The sequence below is a fragment of the Aeromonas sp. ASNIH5 genome (genome assembly GCF_002902865.1).
Classification (GTDB): Bacteria; Pseudomonadota; Gammaproteobacteria; order Enterobacterales; family Aeromonadaceae; genus Aeromonas; species Aeromonas caviae.
In genome coordinates this window covers 184,604-207,439 of the sequence record NZ_CP026122.1, presented here as the reverse complement: position 1 = coordinate 207,439, position 22,836 = coordinate 184,604, and the positions used below count along the sequence as shown (strand labels likewise).

At 63.2% G+C, this 22,836-nt stretch carries 17 protein-coding genes and 1 pseudogene; 9 read left to right on the top strand and 9 right to left on the bottom strand.

Going from position 1 to position 22,836, the window contains the following annotated elements:
- Window positions 1–53: 53 nt before the first annotated feature.
- From C2U30_RS00880 to C2U30_RS00860, 5 genes and pseudogenes are all read right to left on the bottom strand, one after another.
- A complete protein-coding gene (locus C2U30_RS00880) occupies window positions 54–1,052 on the bottom strand; it encodes a fumarylacetoacetate hydrolase family protein (protein ID WP_103242964.1) in 999 nt (332 codons plus the stop codon).
- A gap of 10 nt (window positions 1,053–1,062) precedes the next feature.
- Window positions 1,063–2,211, bottom strand: a complete 1,149-nt coding sequence (locus C2U30_RS00875) for a homogentisate 1,2-dioxygenase (protein ID WP_103242963.1) — start codon at window positions 2,209–2,211, stop codon at window positions 1,063–1,065.
- Window positions 2,204–3,358 (bottom strand): 4-hydroxyphenylpyruvate dioxygenase, encoded by a 1,155-nt coding sequence (hppD, locus tag C2U30_RS00870; RefSeq protein WP_010675123.1) that lies wholly within the window; start codon window positions 3,356–3,358, stop codon window positions 2,204–2,206. Before hppD ends, C2U30_RS00875 begins: the two co-directional genes overlap by 8 nt.
- A 239-nt stretch (window positions 3,359–3,597) precedes the next feature.
- Window positions 3,598–4,261: pseudogene (locus tag C2U30_RS00865) on the bottom strand (HAD family hydrolase).
- Window positions 4,258–4,902, bottom strand: coding sequence for a TIGR01621 family pseudouridine synthase (locus C2U30_RS00860; RefSeq protein ID WP_103242962.1), 645 nt, complete (start codon window positions 4,900–4,902; stop codon window positions 4,258–4,260). Before C2U30_RS00860 ends, C2U30_RS00865 begins: the two are co-directional and overlap by 4 nt.
- Window positions 4,903–4,990: 88 nt before the next feature.
- Here C2U30_RS00860 and C2U30_RS00855 point away from each other — a divergent pair, with 88 nt between their 5' ends.
- Window positions 4,991–6,583, top strand: coding sequence for a GGDEF domain-containing protein (locus C2U30_RS00855; RefSeq protein WP_039038778.1), 1,593 nt, complete (start codon window positions 4,991–4,993; stop codon window positions 6,581–6,583).
- A gap of 103 nt (window positions 6,584–6,686) precedes the next feature.
- Here C2U30_RS00855 and C2U30_RS00850 read toward each other — a convergent pair whose 3' ends face one another.
- Complete coding sequence (locus C2U30_RS00850) at window positions 6,687–8,240, bottom strand: methyl-accepting chemotaxis protein (protein WP_103242961.1); 1,554 nt, start codon at window positions 8,238–8,240, stop codon at window positions 6,687–6,689.
- A gap of 382 nt (window positions 8,241–8,622) precedes the next feature.
- Between C2U30_RS00850 and prpB the strand changes: the two genes are divergently transcribed.
- From prpB to prpF, 4 genes are all read left to right on the top strand, one after another.
- Window positions 8,623–9,522 carry a methylisocitrate lyase gene (gene prpB / locus C2U30_RS00845; RefSeq protein WP_043155116.1) on the top strand — a complete coding sequence of 300 codons (900 nt, stop codon included), beginning with the start codon at window positions 8,623–8,625 and terminating at the stop codon, window positions 9,520–9,522.
- Between the two features lie 64 nt (window positions 9,523–9,586).
- The gene (gene prpC / locus C2U30_RS00840; protein WP_010675128.1) at window positions 9,587–10,744 is read left to right on the top strand and encodes a bifunctional 2-methylcitrate synthase/citrate synthase; all 1,158 of its coding nucleotides are present in this window, start codon (window positions 9,587–9,589) and stop codon (window positions 10,742–10,744) included.
- Entirely contained in the window at window positions 10,744–13,362 is a 2,619-nt protein-coding gene (gene acnD, locus C2U30_RS00835; RefSeq protein WP_199767320.1) for a Fe/S-dependent 2-methylisocitrate dehydratase AcnD, read from the top strand. Before prpC ends, acnD begins: the two co-directional genes overlap by 1 nt.
- Window positions 13,363–13,519: 157 nt before the next feature.
- Window positions 13,520–14,719 (top strand): 2-methylaconitate cis-trans isomerase PrpF, encoded by a 1,200-nt coding sequence (prpF, locus tag C2U30_RS00830; protein WP_103242960.1) that lies wholly within the window; start codon window positions 13,520–13,522, stop codon window positions 14,717–14,719.
- A 104-nt stretch (window positions 14,720–14,823) separates the two neighbouring features.
- Here prpF and C2U30_RS23145 read toward each other — a convergent pair whose 3' ends face one another.
- The 3 genes from C2U30_RS23145 to C2U30_RS00815 form a co-directional block, all read right to left on the bottom strand.
- A complete protein-coding gene (locus tag C2U30_RS23145; RefSeq protein WP_353933824.1) occupies window positions 14,824–15,027 on the bottom strand; it encodes a DUF6719 family protein in 204 nt (67 codons plus the stop codon).
- Between the two features lie 192 nt (window positions 15,028–15,219).
- Window positions 15,220–16,266: an alpha/beta hydrolase gene (locus C2U30_RS00820; protein WP_103242958.1), complete on the bottom strand. Its 1,047-nt coding sequence runs from the start codon at window positions 16,264–16,266 to the stop codon at window positions 15,220–15,222.
- A gap of 97 nt (window positions 16,267–16,363) precedes the next feature.
- Window positions 16,364–18,520, bottom strand: a complete 2,157-nt coding sequence (locus C2U30_RS00815) for a TonB-dependent siderophore receptor (protein ID WP_103242957.1) — start codon at window positions 18,518–18,520, stop codon at window positions 16,364–16,366.
- 130 nt (window positions 18,521–18,650) lie between these two features.
- On the opposite strand from C2U30_RS00815, the gene C2U30_RS00810 reads away from it, so the two are divergent.
- The 4 genes from C2U30_RS00810 to yccS all read left to right on the top strand — a co-directional run bounded on the left by C2U30_RS00810 (window position 18,651) and on the right by yccS (window position 22,824).
- Window positions 18,651–19,589: a helix-turn-helix transcriptional regulator gene (locus C2U30_RS00810; protein WP_233721028.1), complete on the top strand. Its 939-nt coding sequence runs from the start codon at window positions 18,651–18,653 to the stop codon at window positions 19,587–19,589.
- A 163-nt stretch (window positions 19,590–19,752) separates the two neighbouring features.
- Complete coding sequence (locus C2U30_RS00805; protein ID WP_010675134.1) at window positions 19,753–20,409, top strand: Bax inhibitor-1/YccA family protein; 657 nt, start codon at window positions 19,753–19,755, stop codon at window positions 20,407–20,409.
- A 95-nt stretch (window positions 20,410–20,504) separates the two neighbouring features.
- Entirely contained in the window at window positions 20,505–20,672 is a 168-nt protein-coding gene (locus C2U30_RS22560) for a hypothetical protein (RefSeq protein WP_158654765.1), read from the top strand.
- A 1-nt stretch (window position 20,673) separates the two neighbouring features.
- The gene (gene yccS / locus C2U30_RS00800; protein WP_103242955.1) at window positions 20,674–22,824 is read left to right on the top strand and encodes a YccS family putative transporter; all 2,151 of its coding nucleotides are present in this window, start codon (window positions 20,674–20,676) and stop codon (window positions 22,822–22,824) included.
- The last annotated feature ends 12 nt before the right edge of the window (window positions 22,825–22,836 follow it).

The window sequence follows — 22,836 nt, the reverse complement described above, 5'->3', positions numbered from 1 at the left end:
GGCAGGTGTCTGCCACCTGCCGTGTCGCCCGCCCCTCCCGGGGTCGGGCTCTCCTAGCTCGTCCGCTCGGCCGTTGCTTGCGTGACCCGCTGCAAAATGGTGCCAAACAGACTCATCCCGTTGCGATCCTGCATCGCGATGGACACTGTATCACCAAAGCGCAGAAAGGGTGTAGTGGCTTGACCTGACTCGATAATTTCCAGCATCCGCCGCTCGGCAAGGCAGGAGGATCCCCGGCTTCTGTCGTAGTTGGAGACGGTGCCCGAGCCGATGATGCAGCCCGCCCCGAGCGGCCTTGTCTTGGCGGCATGGGCAATCAGCTCATCAAAGTTGAAGGTCATGTCCACCCCGGCGTCGGGCTGCCCGAACAGGGCGCCGTTGAGGTGGGTCACCAGGGGCAGGTGGACCTTGCCATCGCGCCAGTCATCCCCCAGCTCGTCCGGGGTGATGGCCACCGGCGAGAAGCTGCTGGAGGGCTTGGACTGGAAGAAGCCGAAGCCCTTGGCAAGCTCCCCGGGAATGAGGTTGCGCAGGCTCACGTCGTTGACCAGCATCAAGAGCTTGATGTGGCTCGCCGCCCTCTGCGAACGGGTGCCCATGGGCACGTCGTCGGTGATGACGGCAATTTCCGACTCAAAGTCGATGCCCCACTCCTCGGAGCCCATCACGATGGGGCCACGGGGCGGCAGGAAGCTGTCAGAGCCTCCCTGATACATCAGGGGATCGTGCCAGAAGCTTTCTGGCATGTCGGCGCCGCGGGCCTTGCGCACCAGCTCCACGTGATTGACGTAGGCACTGCCGTCAATCCACTGGTAGGCGCGGGGCAGCGGGGAGAGGCACGCCTCCTCATCGAAGGGGAAGGCGTCGGGGCAGGCGCCCTCGTTGAGTCGCTGATAGACGTTCGCCAATTGCGGCGCCACTTCGTCCCACTGATCGAGGGCCGACTGCAGGGTCGGAGCAATGGTCGTCACGTGGACGGCGCGCGCCAGATCGCGGCTCACCACCACCAGGGCGCCGTCGCGCTTGCCATTGTTCAGGGTTGCCAGTTTCATATCGAATTCCTTATTTGCCGAGCGTCTCTGGACGCTGCCAGCTGGTGACATAACCGGGGTGTTCGACCCCTTCGCAGATCGGGCCGACGGCCAGGGCATCCCGGGTGTCGAGCATCACCGCCACCTCGTCGGTGAAGGTCTTGGCATGAGCCAGTCCCGCCGCAAAGGCCTTGGGATGGGGACCATGGGTGAAGCCGGCAGGGTGGAAGGTGACCATGCCCCGCTTGATGTTGTCCCGGCTGAAGAAGTCCCCGGCGTGGTAGAAGAGCACTTCGTCGAAGTCGTCGTTGCTGTGGTAGAAGGGCACCCGCAGGGCGCCTGGGTCACTCTCGATGGGACGCGGCACGAAGGTGCAGACCACGAACCGGCTCGCCACGAAGGTGGAGTGAGCCGAGGGAGGCAGGTGGTAGCGGTGGCTCATCAGCGGGCGGATATCCCGCCAGTTGAGGCGCACCACGCACAAGTCCCCGTGCCACCCTTGTGCATCCAGCGGGTTGAACGGCCAGGTGACGACCGAGACCTGATCGTGGCGCTTGATCTGCAGCGACCAGGGGTTTTCATCCTGCTGGGCCAGGAAGCGCTCGTTGATGGCGGGCACGTCCAGGGCCGCCGGATCGAAGATGGCGTGATTGCCCACCAGTCCCTTGTCCGGCAGCTGATAACTGTCTTCCGTCGCCTCTATCATCAGGATGAAGAGGGGCGCGGTGGGCTCGATGCGCCACATGGTGCCACGGGGGATCACCACATAGTCGCCATCTCTCAAGATGAGGTGTCCGTAGTCGCAGTAGAACTCTCCGCTCCCCTCGTGAATGAACAGGAGCTCGTCGCCATCGGCGTTTCGCACCAGAAACGGCATGGGCTCATGCAGGCGCCAGATGCGGTAGCGGCAGTGGGGGTTGCTGAGCAGATCCGGCATCACCCAGGGGGAGAGGGAGCTCACCTCCTCCTGCAGATCGTTCAGATCAAACGCCCGTGGCCGAAGCGGCCCCTCCCAGTTGACCCAGTCGGTGGGAGCATGCTTGTGGTGCATGTGGGTGGCCGGACCGAAGAAGCCCGAGCGCCCCAGCTCGCGCTCATAGATGGCCTGCTCCGGCAGATCGGCATGGGCCTGGCGGGAGTGGGTTCCCTCCCGATGGGGGAAGCTTATCCAGTTACGCATCGCTCGGTTCTCCGTTTTTCTGGCCCTGCGCGGCACTGTTCACCTCCCCTTGCGTGGATCCGTCCAGCACGCCACGGCGGATCTGATCCAGTTCGATGGATTCGAACAGTGCCTGGAAGTTGCCCTCACCAAAGCCCTCGTTGCCCTTGCGCTGGATGATCTCGAAGAACACAGGCCCGATCACGGTATCGGTGAAGATCTGCAGCAGGATGCCGTCCTTCGTCGGCGAGCCGTCGATGAGGATGCGCAGCGCCTTCAGCGCCGCCAGATCCTCCTGATGACCCGCGACCCGGCTGTCCACCTTCTCGTAGTAGGTGTCCGGCGTCGGCATGAAGCCGGTTCCCCGCCCTCTGAGCGTGCGGATGGTGTGATAGATGTCGGCAGAGGCGAGCGCGATGTGCTGGATCCCCTCCCCCTTGTACTGGCGCAGGTACTCCTCTATCTGGGACTTGTCGTCCGCCGACTCGTTGATGGGAATGCGAATTTTACCGCAGGGGGCCGTCATGGCGCGCGAGTGCAATCCGGTTAGCTTGCCCTCGATGTCGAAGTAGCGGATTTCCCGGAAGTTGCCGATCCGCTCGTAGAAATTCGACCAGAGGTTCATGTTGCCGCGATGGACGTTGTGGGTCAGGTGGTCGATCTCATAGAGCCCCGCGTCCACCTCGGCCATGCGGGCCTGCCAGTCGGGGTAGAAGATAAAGTCCACGTCATAGATGGAGCCCCGCTCACCATAGCGATCGACAAAGGAGAGGGTACTCTCGCCGATGCCGTAGATGGCGGGGATGTTGAGCTCCATGGGGCCGATTTTGCCCACAAACGGCTTGGCCCCCTGGCCGATGGCGTACTGCTGGGCGCGGCCGGCATCGCTCACCCGAAACGCCATGCCGCACACGCTCGGACCATGGGCCCGGGCAAACTCCTCCGCCTGGGAGTGGGGCTCGGCATTGACCACGAAGTTGATGTCCCCCTGGCGATAGAGCCAGCACTGCTTGTGCCTGTGCTTGGCCACTTCGGCAAAGCCCAGTGAGACGAACAGCGCCTTGAGAGCCGCAATGCCCTTGAGATCCGGCGCCGTGTACTCGACGAACTCAAACCCGTCGGTGCCAAGGGGGTTGATGGTGTGAGTACGGGAAGAAGGGGTGGTCATGATGCGCTCCTTGCGATGAACTGATAACGAAACGGTTCACGCCGCAAGGGCTCGACAGGCAGCCCGCACGGCATTGTTAACAACTTGTTTCATTAGAGTGGCGAGCGCAGGGAATGAGAAGGGGCGGCGTTCAGATAGTTTGGCGGGGATCCGCGCCAAAAAATGTAAATGAAATGTGACATCACAGCCTCAACCTTGCACTGCGCTCGTTAGCGTCCCGCAAGGACGTCAGCTTTGCCTTACAGCGACCAATAACGGGGTTCGATATGGGGCAGCACCGCCCTCGCCTTTAGCAATCGAGTCCTTTGCGGGTTGATGAGCCAGGCCTGCTCCCCCAACGCCAGCAGGGGCAGATCGTGCAGGCTGTCACTCAGGGTGAGTGCGGCCTCCAGGGTCAGGAGCTCGGGCAGCAGCTTGTGCCTGCCATGGCAATAGAAGCGCGGCACCAGGCCGCCGAAACGGTAACCCATCCGCGAGCCGATGATGCGGTGAGGGAGCCTTGGCAGTTGACGATGGAGCTGGGCACGGACCAGGGCGCGGGGACTGGCGGAGATGACCCAGCAGCGGTGCCCCTCCCCCGTCAGGAGGGCTCGCGCCTCCCGATACAGACCGGGCCGGGTCAGGCTGTACTGCCGTACCAGGGCGCGCCAGGCCAGGGGGGATAGCCCGAGGGTGATGGCCCACCAGATGAGTGCAATGCCGCGACTGCGCTGACCTGGCAGCAGATAGATCACGGCACCGAACGGCACCGAACGCCATCAGTGGCCACAGCAGCAGCGGCCAGATACGGCGGCGCAAGATGAAACGCAGCAACCCCGCATGGCTGTCATCCGGCGCCAGGGTGTCATCGAAGTCGGCCAGGATCCAGCCACGGGCTGGGACTCTCGCGGTTGCAGCGCTCATTCGGTGATCTCTGCGATGGCGGCATGCAACTCGGGCAGGAGGAACAGCGCCCCCTCATCGGGCGGACAAACGAGATCGAAGCTCTCACCTGCCAGGGTGAAGGCGAGGCGCCAGGCGTGCAGATAACCGCGATCCGCCGCCGTGCCGCCGTAACGCTCATCTCCGAGGATGGGGGCTCCCACGCTCTTCAAGGCCACCCGGATCTGGTGGGTCTTGCCGGTCCGGGGCTTGATGCGATAAAGGCGCAGCCCCTCGCGCACCGAAACGGAGTCGAACCAGCTGATGGCCGGGTTATCCTGGGTGCGGCTCAGCATCCAGCTGCCGCCTCGCCCTTTCTCCATGTCACCCTTCACCCAGCCCTGCTTCTTCTTCGGCTTGCGATCGGAGAGTGCCAGATACTGCTTGCTCACTTCCCGCGCCGCGAAAGCCATGCTGAGGGCGCGATTCGCTTCGGCGGTGCGGGCCAGCAGCACCAGCCCAGAGGTCATCTTGTCCAGTCGATGGACCGGATAGAGGTCAAGACCGGTATCCATTCTGACCCGATTGACGAGACCCGGCTCGCCGGCATCATCGTGCATGCCAATGCCCGGACGCTTGTTGATCACCATGAAATCTTTGTGCTGCAATAGTATCCGGTACATGTATAACCCTTTAGAATGTTACTTGTTAACAACTTGAATGCAGGCCTGCAGGCCATCTTCATGGACCCTCAGCACAAGAATCGCACGAATGAAAAAATGCCTGTTTTGGCTGTTGTTGCTTGGCATCACTTGCTTCTCGCCCCTCCAGGCCAGTGAACGGACACGTGATCTGCCGGAGAAGGTGGTATTGCAGTTGCGCTGGCTGCATCAGCCCCAGTTTGTGGGCTATCACATGGCCAAGGCCAAGGGGTATTACGCCGACGCTGGTCTGGATGTCGAGATAAGGCCAGGTGGCAAGGGAATAAGTCCGGTTCAGGAGGTGCTGGCCGGACGCGCCGACTTTGGCGTCGGCAACACCGAGGTGCTGACCCACTACGCCCAGGGCAAGCCGCTGCTGGCGCTGGCCAGCGTCTACCAGCACTCTCCCTCCATCTTCCTGGCACGCCGCGACAGCGGCATTCTCACCGTTGCGGACATGCGTGGCAAACGGATCATGATGTTTCCGGGTCATCAGGATGCCGAACTGCTGGCCACCCTCTACTATCAGGGGCTTCACGAGCGCCAGCTCATCCCGGTACCCACCTCGGTCAACATCGACGATCTGATCGCTGGCCGGATAGACATCTTCAACGCCTATCTGAGCAATGAGCCCTTCTATCTGGAAGAGCGCGGCATCTCGGTGTCCGTCATCAACCCTCGCAACTACGGCATCGATTTCTACAGCGACATTCTCTTCACCACCCAGGCACAGGAGCGGCTCAATCCGGAGCGGGTGGCACGTTTTCGTGCAGCCAGCCTCAAGGGATGGCGCTATGCCCTCACCCACCCCGAGGAAGCCATCGCCCTGCTGCGCACGGAGTATGGCGTCAACCGCAGCCAGGCCCACATGGAATACGAGTTGCAGATGAGCAAGGAGATGATCCAGCCGCTCTATGTGGAGATCGGGTATATGAATCCGGATCGCTTCGCTCACATCATGCAGCAGCTGGTGGAGATAGGCCTCCTTGCCAAACCGGTCTCCCTGACCCGTTTTCTCTATCAGGTTCCCTCAGAACAGTGGATCTTCTGGCGTCCCTGGTTCCTGCTGAGCCTGGGTGTTGGTGGTCTCATCCTGCTGCTCTCCCTCTATCTTCTGATGAGCAACAAGCGGCTCAACCAGGAAGTGGCCCTGCGCAAGCAGCGAGAGCAGGAGATACTGCAACTGGCCCGCCTCGATCCCCTTACCGGGCTGCCCAATCGCCTGAGCCTGATGGAGCAGTTGAAACACCAGGTACAAAGCGACAATCCGGGCTGCCTGCTGTTTTGCGATCTCAATGACTTCAAGCGCATCAACGACAACTTCGGCCACAGCCAGGGGGATGCCATCCTCTGCCAGCTGGCCAGACGGATCCACGACGCCATCGGCCACCAGTGCTATTTTGCCCGCTTGGCGGGGGACGAGTTCATCCTGCTGCTGCCGGGCTACGATATCCGTCAGGCAGAGGAGGTCACCGCCGTGATCCGCCAGGCCATGCAGGCCCCCTTCGTGGTCAATGACCAGCCGATGCAGGTGGGCATCAGCATCGGCGTCAGCCACTACCAGCATGACTGGAGCCCGGAGCAGTGGCTCATCCAGGCCGACAGGGCCATGTATTGTGACAAGGGTGGCCGCGTCATCACGCTGGCGGAGCAGTCCGGCTGACTGGTTCATCTCCCGGCACACAGAGCCGATACCCCCATGAAACCGATAAACAGGAAGGCCACCCCAGGGGTGGCCTTCCTGCATTGCATGAGTCTGACCGCTCTTACCCGAAGGTCTGCCCCAGTGATTTGAGCTGGCGAGCCTTGGTGAGCAGGATGTCGCTCGAGGCGTCCATGTCCTGCATCTTGTTGCTGTTGGTGTGGGAGTGCTGGGAGATGGCGTTGACGTTGCGGCTGATGTCCTCCACCACCGCCTGCTGCTCCTCTGCCGCCGTCGAGATCTGGGCCGAGAGGTCCACCACCCGTTCTATTTCCGCCAGCACCTGATGCAGGCTCTCTGATCCCTGGCGAGTCAGGGTCACGCAGGATTGGGTCTGTTGCAGGTTCTGCTGCATCATTCCCTTCCAGCCGTTCAGGGTACGCTGGATCTGGCCTATGCTGCTCTGGATCTGCTCGGTCGCCTTGTGGGTGCGCGTGGAGAGGGTTCGCACCTCGTCCGCCACCACCGCAAAGCCTCGCCCCTGCTCCCCTGCCCGCGCCGCCTCGATGGCGGCGTTGAGCGCCAGCAGATTGGTCTGATCCGCAATGCCCTGGATCTCGCTCATCAGCACACCGATGCGGTCCGACTCCTCCGCCAGTGCCACGGCGGCCGTGAAGGCATGCTCTGCCTGGGTGGCCAGCTCCGTCACCCTGTGCTGGGTATCTTCCAGCTGCTGATCGGTGTGTTGACAGTGCGCCTTGGCCTGGGCTATCTGGTTGTCCGTCTCTAGGATATTGCGGGCAATCTCGTGGGCTGTCGCCGCCATCTCGGTGATGGCCGTCGCCACCTGCTGGGTCTGGACATCCTGTTCGGCGATGTCGGCGCTTGCCTCGCTGGAGGCTGTTTTCAGATGCACCGCGAGATCCTGCAGGGAGAGGGTCGCATCGTCCACTCGTCCAAGGACGGTGCGGATCCTGGCCTGCAACAGCTTGATGTGGAAGTCTGCAATGGCACTGGCATCCTCCCCCGAATAGATGAGCCGGGTCAGGCTGTCATATTCGTCCGCGAGCTGTCGCAGATAACGGGGGGTAGTGATGAGGGTGTCACGATAGATCAGGGCCAGCCACAAGAGGGGCAACAGGGTGAACAGCGGCCCCCAGGGCCCCATCAGATAGGCTCCCCCCGCCAGCATCAGCAAGAGACCGACGATGGCCAGCCCGTGGCGCATCGGGCGCAGGCTCAATCCGCCCTTTCGCTCCCCCCGCTCCACGCTCTTCAATCTGGCATAGGTGCGCCCGGCCACGGCTTTCATCTCCGGCGCGGCGCGACTGCGGACCGACTGGTAGCCATTGATCCGCCCCTGCTCGAAGATAGGGGTGACATAGGCATCCACCCAATAGTAACGCCCATCCTTGCAGCGGTTTTTCACCATGCCGCGCCAGGGTTTGCCCTGCTTGAGCTTGCCCCAGAGGTCAGCAAAGGCAGCCTTGGGCATGTCCGGGTGGCGAACCATGTTGTGGTGCTGGCCGATGAGCTCAGCCCAGCTGTACCCCGCTACCCGGCAGAAGTGATCATTGGCGTAGGTGATCACACCCTGCAGGTCCGTAGTGGAGACCAGCTGTTCATTGGCAGGAAAATCCACCTCTTCGTCGATGAGATGAACCTGGGTTTTCTTCATGGCGCACACTCCTTGTTTGATCACCCACTGAGCGTAGCCAAACGCCTACGGGCAAGCAACGCAGAGACCCAGTCGGGGAGGATGGCTGAGACACAATTTGCATCCTGTTTGACGCCGCACAAGATTTTGACCCCAAAAGCCCAGGTTTGGCCAAAAAACACTCGGCATTTTCCCAGGTTCACCTCTCTCCCACACGATGCATCACACCAAAAAATGGTTCCAACGAGTCTGTGGTACTGGCGTTGCCAGGAGGCCGTCAGGGGAGAGCACACTTGATACGACCTTGGACCTAAGCATAATTGACGTTAACGTAAACGTAGTGTGAGATGATACCGTTCACCCTACACATCCAGCAGACACGCACCCCATGAAAGGAGTCACCATGTCCAACCTCTCCCCCTCGGCCGGCAAGCGTTTTCGCACGGCCCTGGCCAACGAAAAGCCCCTTCAGATTGTCGGCACCATCAATGCCTACATGGCGCTGATGGCAGAGCGCAGCGGCTTCCAGGCCCTCTATCTCTCCGGCGCCGGGGTAGCGAACGCCTCCTATGGCCTGCCGGACCTCGGCATGACTTCCATGAATGACGTGCTCATCGATGCCGAACGCATCACGGCTGCCACCCAGGTGCCACTCTTGGTGGACATCGACACCGGCTGGGGGGGCGCCTTCAACATCGCCCGCACTATCCGCGCCTTCGAGCGCGGCGGTGTGGCCGCCGTCCACATGGAAGATCAGGTGGCCCAGAAGCGTTGCGGCCACAGGCCCAACAAGGCCGTGGTCAGCGTCACCGAGATGGTGGACAGGATCAAGGCGGCGGTGGATGCCCGCCAGGACGAGAGTTTCGTCATCATGGCCCGCACCGACGCCCTGGCGGTGGAAGGGCTGGGCTCGGCCCTGGAGCGCGCCGCCGCCTATGTGGAGGCGGGCGCCGACATGATCTTCGCCGAAGCGGTCACCGAGCTGGATCAGTACGATCGCTTCAGGCAGGCGGCCGGGGTGCCGATCCTCGCCAACATGACCGAGTTCGGCAAGACCGAGCTGTTTGACAAGGAGGCGCTCGCCGCCCACGGCGTGGACATGGTGCTCTACCCCCTGAGCGCCGCCCGCGCCGCCAACCAGGCCGCCCTCAACGTCTATCAGACGCTTCGCCGCGACGGCCACCAGCGCGCCGTGGTCGACACCATGCAGACCCGGGAGTCCCTCTACGATTTTCTCGGTTACCACCACTACGAGCAGACCCTGGACAGGCTGTTCACCCAGGATCTTTCGACCAAGGAATAAGACGGCGACCGGCCGCCTTATGCTGGCGGCTGGCGCATCAACGGACTGAATGAGGAAACATGTGATGAGCGCCCTGCCCGAAACCACCGGCTTCAAGCCGAAGAAATCCGTCGCCCTTTCCGGCACCGCCGCCGGCAATACCGCCCTGTGCACCGTGGGCCTCAGCGGCAACGATCTGCACTACCGTGGCTACGACATCCTGGACGTGGCCACCAGCTGCGAGTTTGAAGAGATAGCCCACCTGCTGGTGCACGGCCACCTGCCCAATGTGGCGGAGCTCGCCGCCTACAAGGCCAAGCTCAAGGCCCTGCGCGGCCTGCCCACCGGGGTCAGGACCGCCCTGGAGCAGTTGCCTCCCTCCGCCCACCCCATGGACGTGATGCGCACCGCCGTCTCCGTGCTGGGGTGCCTGTCGCCGGAGAAGGACGATCACAACCACCCGGGCGCCCGGGACATCGCCGACAAGCTGATGGCCTGTCTCGGCTCCGTGTTGCTCTACTGGTACCACTTCAGTCACAACGGTAAACGCATCCATGTGGAGACCGACGACGACTCCATCGGCGGCCACTTCCTGCACCTGCTGCACGGGCACAAGCCACGCGACTCCTGGGTTCGCGCCATGCACACCTCTCTGATCCTCTACGCCGAGCACGAGTTCAACGCCTCCACCTTCACCGGCCGCGTCATCGCCGGCACCGGCTCGGACATGTACTCCTGCATCACGGGAGCCATCGGTGCCCTGCGCGGGCCCAAGCACGGGGGCGCCAACGAGGTGGCTTTCGAGATCCAGAAGCGCTACGAGAACCCGGACGAGGCGGAGGCCGACATTCGCGCCCGCATCGAGAAGAAGGAGGTGGTCATCGGCTTCGGCCACCCGGTCTACACCGTCTCAGATCCCCGCAACAAGGTGATCAAGGAGGTGGCGCGCGAGCTCAGCCAGGAGCAGCACAACACCAAGATGTTCGACATCGCCGAGCGGCTGGAGTCCACCATGTGGGAGGCCAAGAAGATGTTCCCGAACCTCGACTGGTTCAGCGCCGTCAGCTACCACATGATGGGGGTGCCCACCGCCATGTTCACCCCGCTGTTCGTCATCGCCCGCACCTCAGGCTGGTCGGCCCACGTCATCGAGCAACGCATCGACGGCAAGATCATCCGCCCGAGCGCCAACTACGTCGGCCCGGAGGATCTCCAGTTCGTGCCGCTCAAGGAGCGCAAGTGATGATCAACACGCAATATCGCAAGCCCCTGCCCGGCACACAGCTTGACTACTTCGATGCCAGGGAGGCGGTCAACGCCATCGCCCCCGGCGCCTGGGACAGGCTCTCCTACACCGCCCGCGTCCACGCCGAGAACCTGGTTCGCAAATGCGATCCGACCATCCTCGGCGAGTGCCTCGGCCAGATAGTCCATGGCAAGCGCGATCGCGACTTTCCCTGGTTCCCGGCGCGGGTGGTGTGTCACGACATCCTGGGGCAGACCGCCCTGGTGGACCTCGCGGGCCTTCGCGACGCCATCGCCGAGCAGGGGGGCGATCCCGCCCAGGTGAACCCGGTCGTGCCGGTGCAGCTCATCGTCGACCATTCCCTGGCCGTTGAATGTGGCGGCTTTGACCCCCAGGCATTCGAGAAGAACCGCGCCATCGAGGATCGGCGCAACGAGGATCGCTTCCACTTCATCGACTGGACCAAGCAGGCGTTCAAGAACATCGAGGTGATCCCGCCAGGCAACGGCATCATGCACCAGATCAACCTGGAGAAGATGTCCCCTGTCATCCACGCCGATCGCGGCCTCGCCTACCCGGATACCTGCGTCGGCACCGACAGCCACACCCCCCACGTTGACGCTCTGGGCGTCATCGCGGTGGGGGTGGGTGGGTTAGAGGCCGAGAACGTCATGCTGGGGCGCGCCTCCTGGATGCGGCTGCCTTCGATCGTCGGCGTGGAGCTCTCCGGCAAGCCGCAACCCGGCATCACCGCCACCGATCTGGTGCTCTCCCTCACCGAATTCCTGCGCCAGCAGAAGGTGGTCGGCGCCTACCTGGAGTTTCGTGGCAAGGGGGCCGCCGCCCTCACCCTCGGCGATCGGGCCACCATCTCCAACATGGCGCCGGAGTATGGCGCTACCGCGGCCATGTTCTTCATCGACCAGCAGACCCTCGACTACCTCAAGCTCACCGGCCGTGACGACGAGCAGGTCAGACTGGTGGAAACCTATGCCAGGGAGGCCGGTCTCTGGGCCGATGCCCTGGCGGGCGCCCAGTACGAGCGGGTGCTGCACTTTGACTTGTCGAGCGTGGTGCGCACCCTGGCTGGCCCCTCCAACCCCCATCGCCGCCTGCCGGTATCGGCATTGGCCGAGCGCGGAATCGCGGTGGACCTGGACAAGGCTCGTGCCCAGGAGGCTGACGGCCTCTTGCCCGATGGCGCCGTCATCATCGCCGCCATCACCAGTTGCACCAACACCAGCAACCCGCGCAACGTGATTGCCGCAGGCCTGTTGGCCCGCAACGCCAACCGGCTCGGCCTGATGCGCAAGCCCTGGGTCAAATCCTCCCTCGCCCCCGGCTCCAAGACGGTCGCGCTTTACCTGAAAGAGGCGGGGCTGATGGATGAGCTGGCACAGCTCGGCTTCGGCGTCGTGGCGTTTGCCTGCACCACCTGCAACGGCATGTCCGGTGCCCTGGATCCCGCCATCCAGCAGGAGATCATCGAGCGGGACCTCTACGCCACGGCGGTGCTGTCCGGCAACCGCAACTTCGACGGCCGCATCCACCCCTATGCCAAGCAGGCGTTTCTCGCCTCGCCCCCCCTGGTGGTGGCCTACGCCATCGCGGGCACCATCCGCTTCGACATCGAGAAAGATGTGCTGGGGGTAGTGGACGGTCAGGAGATTCGCCTCAAGGATATCTGGCCGTCTGATGAAGAGATCGACGCCGTGGTTCGCACGGCGGTCAAACCGTCCCAGTTCCGCCAGGTCTATATCCCCATGTTCACCCAGGAAGAGGATCAGGGTCCCAAGGTGACGCCCCTGTACGACTGGCGTGCGCAGAGCACCTATATCCGTCGCCCGCCTTACTGGGAGGGGGCCCTGGCGGGCGAGCGCACCCTGCGCGGCATGCGGCCCCTGGCGCTGTTGCCGGACAACATCACCACAGACCACCTCTCCCCTTCCAACGCCATCCTGCCCGGCAGCGCGGCGGGGGAATACTTGGCGAAGATGGGCCTGCCGGAGGAGGACTTCAACTCCTACGCCACCCACCGCGGCGATCACCTGACCGCCCAGCGCGCCACCTTCGCCAACCCCCAGTTGGTCAACGAGATGGCGGTGGTGAACGGCGTGGTGCAGAAGGGGTCCCTCGCCCGCGTCGAGCCGGACGGCAAAGTGATGCGGATGTGGGAAGCCATCGAGACCTACATGGCACGCAAGCAGCCCCTCATCATCGTGGCCGGTGCCGACTACGGTCAGGGCTCGTCCCGTGACTGGGCGGCCAAGGGGGTGCGCCTTGCCGGGGTGGAGGTGATCGCGGCGGAAGGCTTCGAGCGCATTCACCGCACCAACCTCATCGGTATGGGGGTGCTGCCGCTCGAGTTCAAACCGGGCACCACCCGCCTCACGTTGGGCCTCGATGGCACCGAGACCTATGACGTGGTGGGAGCACGCCAGCCGCGCACCGATCTCACTCTGGTGATCCGCCGCCTGAGCGGCGAAGTGATCCAGGTGCCCATGACCTGCCGCCTCGACACCGCCGAGGAGGTCTCGGTCTATGAGGCGGGCGGCGTGCTGCAACGCTTCGCCCAGGACTTCCTGGCGTCGACCGCGCAAAAGGCCGCAAGCTAAATCGCAACCCCGCTCCGCCCCTTTGAAAAAGGGGAAGGCATAAGGCACCCTCTCCCTTTGGGAGAGGGTTGGGGTGAGGGGAAATCCCCCTCATCCGCCCTTCGGGCACCTTTTCTCCAGCAGAGAAGCTTCTTTCACCCTTTTTTGGACGATTTCTATGGCCCACCAACCACAAGTCAAAATCCCGGCCACCTACCTTCGCGGCGGCACCAGCAAGGGGGTCTTCTTTCGCTTATCTGACCTGCCCGAGCGCTGCCAGCAGCCGGGCCCGGCACGGGATGCCCTCTTCCTGCGGGTCATCGGCAGCCCCGATCCCTACGGCGCCCATATCGACGGCATGGGGGGGGCCACCTCCTCCACAGCCAAGTGCGTGATCCTCTCCAAAAGCCAGCAACCCGATCACGATGTGGACTACCTCTACGGCCAGGTCGCCATCGACAAGGCATTCGTGGACTGGAGCGGCAACTGCGGCAACCTCTCCACCGGCGCCGGGCTCTTCGCTATCCATGCCGGGTTGGTGGACCCGTCCCGCATCCCGGAGAACGGCACCTGTGAGGTGCGGATCTGGCAGGCCAATATCGGCAAGACCATCCTCGCCCACGTGCCGGTGACGAACGGCCAGGTGCAGGAGACAGGCGATTTCGAGCTGGACGGTGTGACCTTCCCCGCCGCCGAGATCGTGCTGGAGTTTCTCGACCCATCCGACGAGGGTGAAGACGGCGGCGCCCTCTTCCCCACCGGCAATCTGATAGACGAGCTGGAGGTGCCGGATTCTGTTGTAAAGAGCGGCACCTTGAAGGCCACCCTGATCAGCGCCGGCATCCCCACGCTGTTCGTCAACGCCGAGGACATCGGTTATGAGGGCACCGAGCTGCGCGAGCAGATAAACACGGACCCCGAGGCCTTGGCCCGCTTCGAGGCGATCCGGGTTGCCGGTGCCCTGCGCATGGGGCTCATCAAGCGCCCCGAAGAGGCGGCCACTCGCCAGCACACCCCGAAAATTGCCTTCGTCGCACCCGCCAAGGATTACCGCACCGCCAGCGGCAAGGAGATTATTGCTGGCGAGATCGATCTGCTGGTGCGGGCCCTCTCCATGGGCAAGCTGCACCACGCCATGATGGGCACCTGCGCCGTGGCCATCGGCACGGCGGCGGCCATTCCCGGCACCCTCGTCAATCTGGCCGCCGGGGGCGGCGAGCGCGAAGCGGTGCGCTTTGGTCACCCCTCCGGCACCCTGAGAGTCGGAGCCCAGGCAGAGCAGGTAGCGGGACAGTGGACGGTCACCAAAGCGGTGATGTCCCGCTCCGCCCGCATCCTGATGGAAGGCTGGGTGCGGGTCCCTGGAGATGCCTTCTAGCCCGCTGCGGCATCACACCGACCAGGCCAGCCAGACGAAAAGAGCCCCAAGGCGACTGCCTCAGGGCTCTTTTTTGGATGTTTCAGGCTGTGAAAATCACATCATCATTGCGGTCTTGCCACACACTCCACCTTTCTTGGCACATTGTGCTTCGCGTCCCCGCCGATGAGCCGCTTGACCTGCCCTGGTGGGCAGCGACCGTCATCCACATAGGCGGTCTCCCCAAGGGGCAGCCTGCCTGGGGGCGGATCCTGACTCAGATAGGTGACGGGAATGGGCGCAGGCGCAAACCCACTGCACCCCGACATCAAGAGTGCACTGCACCACAGGGCCAGCATGCCTCCCCTCTTTCCTGCAACCGCCATCGCTCACTCCCTGCCTCTGTCGGGGCACCGACCCGGCGCCCCTCGTTTCGGCAGTCTACCCAGGGATGGCGCCGGACCGACACCCGTCTCCGGCGCCGTTGTGACGATTCCAGACACAGGCAAAAATATCGGCTTTCACGGCTTCGACCCGTAGTAGTGGGCCAGCAGGGCATCGGCCTCGTCCACGGGGATCGCCATCTGCGGCCAGCGCGCGGCCTTCTCCCTGATGTCCCGCAGGCTCCCCAGCTCCGGGCGCAGTGCGCTGCCGAGGTGGCGGTTCAGGGCATCAAAGCGGGCGATCACCCCCTGTCGGCTGAAGTGCCCGGGCGCCAGATCCAGCCGGTAGCCCTGAAACAGCCACTGGAGTCCCTGATAGACGGCGGGGTGGTAGACGCTGTGATGATCCTCCTCCTCGAAGTAGCGGCTGGTGACGTGCAGGTTTGCGCCGGGTGCCCCCACTACCTGCCGCGCAAACTGCTGCAGGCGATCCCGGTGAAACGCCGAGCACCCGAATCCCGGGGTGAAGGGGTTGTTGGCCACCGCCATAAACAGCGAGGAGGCGTGCTTGAGCGGCCCGGTCAACTCCGACGCGATGCGCTCGTAATTGCGGGGGTAATCGAACCAGAGGCTGGCGTCGATGGCGATCACACCCTGGAACTGGCCGCCATCTTGCGCCTGTGCATCGAGCGCCAGCAGGCCGCCGAGGGAGTGGCCCACCAGCAGGGCCGGCGCCCGGGTCCGAAACCTCTCCTCGATGAGGGGGCGCAGCTCCTCACTCAGATAGCGCTGGAACCGGGGCCCGCCCCCCGTCACGGCATAGCCGGGCCCCGCCGGTGCCCCATTTGGCAAGGTCATGGTGTGGCTCGGGGTGTAATCCCGCATCCGGTCGGTGTTGTGGACCGCGACGATGATGAGGGGGGGGATAGCCGGATTGAGCCCGGCCCGCAGGGCCCGGGTGATGCCGACAACCTCCAGCAGGCTCTTCTCCCCGTCGAGCAGATAGAGCACGGGGAACCGAGCCCCGGGCTCGCGTTCATATTCCTGGGGCAGGGAGACGCTGTATTGCCGCGTCTCCCCCAGCAGGGCCGAATGGTGGGTGAAGCGCTGGGCGTAGTGGAGCATGTCTGCCTGGGCAGAAGAGAGTGTGATCATGGTGAGCAGCAGGGTGATGAGTCTTGTCATGGGATGAACCAGGATTGTGTCGCCAGCCTTGGGGATCCCCCGTAGGGCAGCGCACAGAGACGACAGCAGGGCCCGCAGGCCCTGCTGTCGTCGGTCGTTACAGCTTGTAGGTGAAGCCTGCCATCAGGTTCGCCGGCTCGCCGTACATGTTGAAGGTGCTGGTGGAGCCGACCCGGTAGAAGTACTCCCGGTCGAGCAGGTTGTAGAGGTTCAGGGTCGCCTGCATCTTGTCGTTGATCTCGTAACGCACCGCCGCATCGAACAGGGCATAGCCCCCCTGATGGGTCTCGACCCCCTTCTGGTTGAAGCCGTAGTCGCTCACCGCCGTCATGCCTGCCCCGAGGTGCAGCCCCTGCACCCAGTCGGCCAGGTGGTAGTCGGTCCAGAGTGAGAGGGCGTGACGAGGGATGGTGTCGAATTTCGGGTTGTGATCCCCGGCCTTCTCCTCGATGTCGGTGAAGGTATAGCCGGCCATCACCATCCAGTTCTGGCTGAGATAGCCGCTCGCCTCCAGCTCCACCCCTTGCGTCTCCACCTTGCCGGTGGCCCAGTAGGTGTTGGTGATGGCAATGCCCTGATCGTCGTAGGCCTGGGCCGCGATGTTGTCGTCCTTCATCAGGAAGAGGGTCGCCCGGGTGTTGAGCAGGCCGTCACGCAGCGAGGACTTGATGCCGGTTTCCCACTGGCTGCCCTCCCGGGGATTGAGCAGGTTGCCGCTCTCGTCCTGGCTGGTCTGGGGCTTGAACACCTTGGAGTAGCTGGCATACCAGGCGTGTGCGTCGCTCAGGTCATAGACGGCCCCCGCGTAGGGGGTGAGCTTGCCGTTGAACTCACTGGACTCGCCACTCTGGGCTCCGGAACTCAGGGTCGTGCTGACGGCATCCAGATCGTACCAGGAGACGCGGGCCCCGGTGATCACCGCCAGCGGCTCCATCAGCCGCCAGGTCACCTTGCCATACAGACCGAGCTCCGACTGCTCCTCATGGTCATTCTTGGTGTAGCTGTAGTCCGGCTTGGCGACCCGGGTCGGGTCGAAATCGAACACATTGATCTTGCCGAGGTTGCGGTTGGTGTAGGTCTGGATGTCCGACTCGTAGCGCTTGTAGTCGGAGCCCAGCACAAACTCGCTCTTGTGCCCCAACAGATCGAACATCTGGCTGTAGTTGGCATCGAAGGCCATGTTCTTCTGCTGGTTCCCCTGGCCGTTGAACATCAGCCCGGTGTTGCCCGCCGCGTCCACGGGGCCGTTGGTGAAGGTCTGCTCCAGCCGCATGTCGTGATCCATGTAGCGGGCCGAGACCTGACCCACCCCGCCGTTGGCAAAGGCGTATTGCAGCGAGGCCCCCACATCCGTGGTGTCGGCGTCGAAGAAGTCTTCAGCCGACCCCAGGTAGGTGCTGCGGCCGATGTCGAGCAGGGAACCGTCCTTGTACGCCGGCAGGCCGTTGGTGGGCAGGATGTCCTTGGTCTGGTGCAGGGCGTAGACGGAGAGGCGGGTGCGATCCGAGAGATCGAACTCCAGGGTGCCGTAGTAGGTACCGTTGTCGTTGTTGTTGTAGTCCACCTGGTTCTTGATGTCGGCGTTGGCCACCACGACACGGCCGCGCAGGGAACCCTCGTCGTTGAGTGCGCCCCCCATGTCCGCCTCCAGGTAATGCCTGTCCCAGCTGCCATAGCGCGCCGTGACCGAGCCCTTGAAGGCGTCGGTCGGACGCTTGAGCACCATGTTGATCACGCCCCCCAGCTCGCTGGTGCTGTTGAAGAGGCCGGAGGGGCCCCGCATGATCTCCACCCGATCCACCGCCGCCAGCGATGGCAGGGTGCCGTACTTGCTCTGCATGGGCGATGGCAGGCCGTTGAGGTTCACTTCGTCGTACTCATAGCCACGGGAGAAGATGGAGGAGCGACCGCTGTCGTTGACCAGGGTGCGCAGACCCGGCGTGAACTTGGCCAGATCGTCCACCGCCACGAAGTTACGCTCCTCGATGTAGTCGTTGGTCAACACGGTGATCGACTGGGGGATGTCTTTGAGGGCCGCCGGCGTCTTGGTGCCGACGGTGGCCGAGTCGACCCCATAGCCTCCCGTCTCCTCCGACGGCGACATCCCGTAGAGTGGATTGCCATAGACGACCAGGGTTTCGTCCGGCTTGATGTCCGGTGTGTGTGCCCCTGCCGGGGCGGCAAAGGTGACGGCCAGAGCGGCAGAGATGGCCAGAGCCAGCGGGCTTCGCGCTTTATCCTTCAAGACAACCATAGTAAGAGTGATCCCAAGATAGAGATGATAATCATTTTCATTTAATTTTCCGGGGGCTAATATATCACTCCATCTTCCGCCGCAGTTTTGCGGTGTGGTCATTTCACTCTTCGACATGGTCAAATTGCACATGACTGACACAGTGGCAAGGGACACCAGCGCACGCCAACGGGGGCGCTTCACCGGCAGGGTGGAGAACCTGGTGATCCAGGAGGGTCTTCGCTTTCACAACAAGGACATCGTTCACAAGGCAGACTTCGCCACCGAGCGGGAGTTGCCGCCGCAGTTGATCATCGCCATTCCCCTCGAGAGCCGGGCCCTGATGACCTATGGCGCCACTCACAGGCTCAAGGAGTGTCGCTTCCACGAGTCCGACCCCATAGTGGCAACCGCCATCCTCTATACCGAGCCCGACATCGTGCAGGGGGCGGCCAAAGCCCAGGTGCGCAGCCGCAGCATCGTCCTCTCCCTGGACCACACCTGGCTCGCCCACAACCTGGCACAGGCGCATCGCAAGGCTTTCGCACAGACCTTCAGCCGCCATCTGAGCCGCGTCGACTGGACCCTGCCCGCGGCGCTTGGACAGATTGCGGAAGCGCTCAATCTCACCAGCAGCCAGAACGCCTCCGAGATGCTGATGCGCAAGGCCTTTGCCCTCAGTGTCTGGGAGAGCCTGATGACCCACCTCCAGCAGGCCGCCTCCCCCTGTTGCCAGCGCCAGAACGAGCAACCGACGCGCCTCAAGATGCTGCTCAGGGATGAAAAAGTGGACGAGATGACCCTGACCGAGATCGCGGCCACCCTCGGCATGAGCGTCTCCACCTTGCAGCGGGCCGCAAAAAAAGAGCTGGGCATGAGCCTGCAGCGCTACCTTCGCCAGCGAAAGCTGCAAGAAGCGCGGGCCAGGCTGGAGGCGCGCAGCCTCTCTCTGCAAGGGGCCGCCGCCCACGCCGGCTATGACCATGTGGCCAATTTCATCACGGCGTTTAGAAAGCAGTTCGGCTTCTCGCCGACGCGGATCGCCAGACAGGGTAAAGAGCAGGAGCAGGCGCCCTCTGCAACGCCTTGAACCTCCTTGTTCATGCGCAATACATCTTTGCTCTGGGATAGTAGGCACCACGCAGGTGGGGTGGCGCTTGAAATCAGCGCTCGTCATCCACACATTCAGTGCATACAATGCGTTAACGAAGCACACTTGGTCGCTTCACCCCGGAAATCAAGAGGACATCAAGATGGATACCCGTTCTATCTACACTGGCACCCAGGGTGCCGTGCGCGACACCAACAAGGTGCTGCGCAACACCTACATGCTGCTCTCCCTCACTCTTGGCTTCTCAGCCGTGGTAGCCGGGGTAGCGACCGTCATGAACATGCCGCCCCTGCACTGGGCCGTGTTCCTCATCGGTGTCTACGGCCTGATGTTCCTGACCGAGAAGAACCGTGACAACGGCATGGGGCTGGTGTTTACCTTCGCCCTGACCGGCCTGCTGGGCTATAGCCTCGGCCCCATCATCAACATGTACATGAACAATGGCGGCGGCGAGATCGTGATGACGGCGCTGGGCGGTACTGCGCTCACCTTCTTCGGCCTGTCTGCCTATGCCCTGACCACCAAGCGGGACCTCTCCTTCCTCGGCGGCATGCTGTTCGTCGGGTTCTGGGTACTGCTGGTTGCCATGGTCGCCAACATCTTCCTGCAGATGAGCGCCCTGAGCCTGGCCCTGTCCGCCATGTTCATGCTCTTCTCCTCCGGCGCCATCCTGCTGACCACCCAACAGATCGTGCGCGGCGGCGAAACCAACTACATCTCTGCCACCGTCACCCTGTATGTCTCCATCTACAACATCTTCCTGAGCCTGCTGAGCCTGCTTGGCGGCAACCGCAACTGATGGATGCTTGATATGCACAAGACCCCGCTTCGGCGGGGTTTTTATTGGCGCCCATTTCTGTCAGGATAAGTTGCAAATCAAGGATATGAAGCGAAGTGGCCCTGATCCAAATCAGGGCCGTTTCGTTGCCGACGGGTTATGCTGTCGCTTTCGTTTCGCTCAAGGGTTGCCTTCATCCCATGCCCATGGACTTCTCAGGTTTATTGCGCCGTCTGCTGACCGACAGCCACATCGATTTCACCTCGTTCAAGGGTGGTGCCTAGCATGCCGATGGATTTTTCCGGCCTGCTGCGCCGGCTGCTGACCGACAGCCACATCTATTTCGCCCTCAAGGTCCTGCTCGCCATCGCGGGGCTGCTCGCCTTCGCGCTGGCTACCGGTGACATCCAGCTCACCGTGCTGCTCTCCCTCGGGGTGGTGGCCGGCGCCATCGCCGAGACCGACGACAGCCTCTGGGGCCGGGTCAAGAACCTCGCCATGACCCTGCTCTGCTTCCTGTTTGCCTCATTGTGCGTACAGTATCTCTTCCCCACCCCCTGGCTCTTTGCCATCGGGCTCGCGGGCTCCACCTTTATCTTCGTGATGGTGGGGGCCCTCGGCCAACGCTACGCCACCATCAGCTTCGGCTCCCTGCTGATTGCCATCTACACCATGCTGGGGGCTGCCAAGGCGCCGGATCTCTTCTATCAGCCGCTGGCCCTGTGCGCCGGGGCCCTCTGGTACGGCCTGGTGTCCCTGGTCTGGCTCTGGCTGCTGCCCTACAAGACCCTGCACGAGCAACTGGCCCAGAGCTACTTCGCCCTCGCCCGCTACTTGCAGGAGAAATCCCGCTTCTTCCCGGCCGACGAGCACGGCGCCCAGGCCATCCGCCACAATCTGGCCCAGCTCAACATCAACCTGGTCAATGCCCTGAACCAGGCCAAGACGGCGCTCAATGCCCGTCTTCATGCCCCAGGCCGCCACGGGGTTGCCCCCGAGCTCGCGGGCCTGCTGCGCCTATACCTGCTTGCCCTGGAGATCCAGGAGCGGGCCACCTCCAGCCACTACCCCTACAGCAAGCTGGAAGCGGAGCTCAAGCAGGGCATCGTCCTCGACGGCTTCCAGGAGGTGCTGTCACAGCTTGCCGACGCCTGTCAGCAGCTTGGCTACGCCATCCTGGTGCACAAGCCCTACACCCACCACAAACGCATTCACTGGACCCTGGAGGCCCTCGGCGATCAGCTGGAGTTCACCCACCTCAAGCAGCACTACCCCAAGACCCTGCTGACACCGATGAAGTTCCTGCGTCGCAACCTGGCCAGCATCAACCAGTTGCTGCAAAGCGCCGAAGAGCTGCAAAACCCCGCCGCGCCCCCCACCAGCCTGCCTCCCCTGGCACGGCCGGTCGCCCTGCCCCTGCTGGCATTGCTCAGGCAGCACCTGACCCCGAACTCCATGGTGTTTCGCCATGCCCTGCGGCTCTCCCTCGGGCTGGTCGTGGGCTATGGCATTCTGCAGGCGTTTCACCTGGACAAGGGGTACTGGATCCTGCTCACCGTATTGTTCGTCTGCCAGCCGAGCTACAGCGCAACCCGCCGTCGCCTGGTGCAGCGGATGCTCGGCACCTTCGCCGGTATCCTCATCGGCGTGCCCGTGCTCTGGTTCTTCCCCGAGCTGCACCTGCAACTGGGGATCATGGGGCTTGCCGCCTTCCTGTTTTTCACCCAGGTGCGCAGCAACTACAGCGCCGCCGTCTGCTTCATCACCCTCTACGTGCTGATGGCGTTCAACCTGCTGGATGGCATCGGCTTCGCCATCCTCGGACCCCGCCTGCTAGATACCCTGCTCGGCTGCCTGCTCTCCTACGCCCTGGTGGCCTGGCTCTGGCCCGACTGGCAATACAAGCGGTTGCCGACCCTTATCGCCAACTCCCTGTCCGCCAATGCGAAGTACCTCTCGGCGGTACTCGCCAGCCTGCATCGCCAACGGGATGAATCCCTGGACTACCGGGTGGCCCGCAAGTGTGCCCACCTCGCCGACAGCGAGCTGGCCATGGCCTGGCAGAGCATGCTGGTGGAGCCGAGCAAACGCCGCCGCTTCCTGGATCTCTGCTTCACTCTCACCTGGCGCAACCATGCCCTGCTCTCCTATATCTCGGCGCTTGGGGCCCATCGCGACAAACTCGAGCCCATTGAGGGGCTGGAGGAGATAAGCCGCCACATCAGCCAGACCCTGGAGCAGGCCGCCGGTCACCTGGCGGGGGAGATGCCGACGCCGCTCGCGGGAGCCTGTCCGGCCATCGCTCCGGAGAGCAGCGAGGAGCAGCTGATGCTGAGCCAGCAGCTCACCCTCATCAGCCAGTTGGCAGACGAGCTGCTGATGCTGGCCAACGACGGCCAGCTGCTGACAGGTCAGGGCGAACCTAGCCGGACATAGCCGCCGGGCCTG

Coding starts and splice junctions, on each gene's coding strand:
- C2U30_RS00880 (WP_103242964.1), bottom strand. CDS start 1,052: ATGAAACTGGCAACCCTGAACAATGGCAAGCGCGACGGCGCCCTGGTG.
- C2U30_RS00875 (WP_103242963.1), bottom strand. CDS start 2,211: ATGCGTAACTGGATAAGCTTCCCCCATCGGGAGGGAACCCACTCCCGC.
- hppD (WP_010675123.1), bottom strand. CDS start 3,358: ATGACCACCCCTTCTTCCCGTACTCACACCATCAACCCCCTTGGCACC.
- C2U30_RS00860 (WP_103242962.1), bottom strand. CDS start 4,902: ATGTACCGGATACTATTGCAGCACAAAGATTTCATGGTGATCAACAAG.
- C2U30_RS00855 (WP_039038778.1), top strand. CDS start 4,991: ATGAAAAAATGCCTGTTTTGGCTGTTGTTGCTTGGCATCACTTGCTTC.
- C2U30_RS00850 (WP_103242961.1), bottom strand. CDS start 8,240: ATGAAGAAAACCCAGGTTCATCTCATCGACGAAGAGGTGGATTTTCCT.
- prpB (WP_043155116.1), top strand. CDS start 8,623: ATGTCCAACCTCTCCCCCTCGGCCGGCAAGCGTTTTCGCACGGCCCTG.
- prpC (WP_010675128.1), top strand. CDS start 9,587: ATGAGCGCCCTGCCCGAAACCACCGGCTTCAAGCCGAAGAAATCCGTC.
- acnD (WP_199767320.1), top strand. CDS start 10,744: ATGATCAACACGCAATATCGCAAGCCCCTGCCCGGCACACAGCTTGAC.
- prpF (WP_103242960.1), top strand. CDS start 13,520: ATGGCCCACCAACCACAAGTCAAAATCCCGGCCACCTACCTTCGCGGC.
- C2U30_RS23145 (WP_353933824.1), bottom strand. CDS start 15,027: ATGTCGGGGTGCAGTGGGTTTGCGCCTGCGCCCATTCCCGTCACCTAT.
- C2U30_RS00820 (WP_103242958.1), bottom strand. CDS start 16,266: ATGACAAGACTCATCACCCTGCTGCTCACCATGATCACACTCTCTTCT.
- C2U30_RS00815 (WP_103242957.1), bottom strand. CDS start 18,520: ATGGTTGTCTTGAAGGATAAAGCGCGAAGCCCGCTGGCTCTGGCCATC.
- C2U30_RS00810 (WP_233721028.1), top strand. CDS start 18,651: ATGACTGACACAGTGGCAAGGGACACCAGCGCACGCCAACGGGGGCGC.
- C2U30_RS00805 (WP_010675134.1), top strand. CDS start 19,753: ATGGATACCCGTTCTATCTACACTGGCACCCAGGGTGCCGTGCGCGAC.
- yccS (WP_103242955.1), top strand. CDS start 20,674: ATGCCGATGGATTTTTCCGGCCTGCTGCGCCGGCTGCTGACCGACAGC.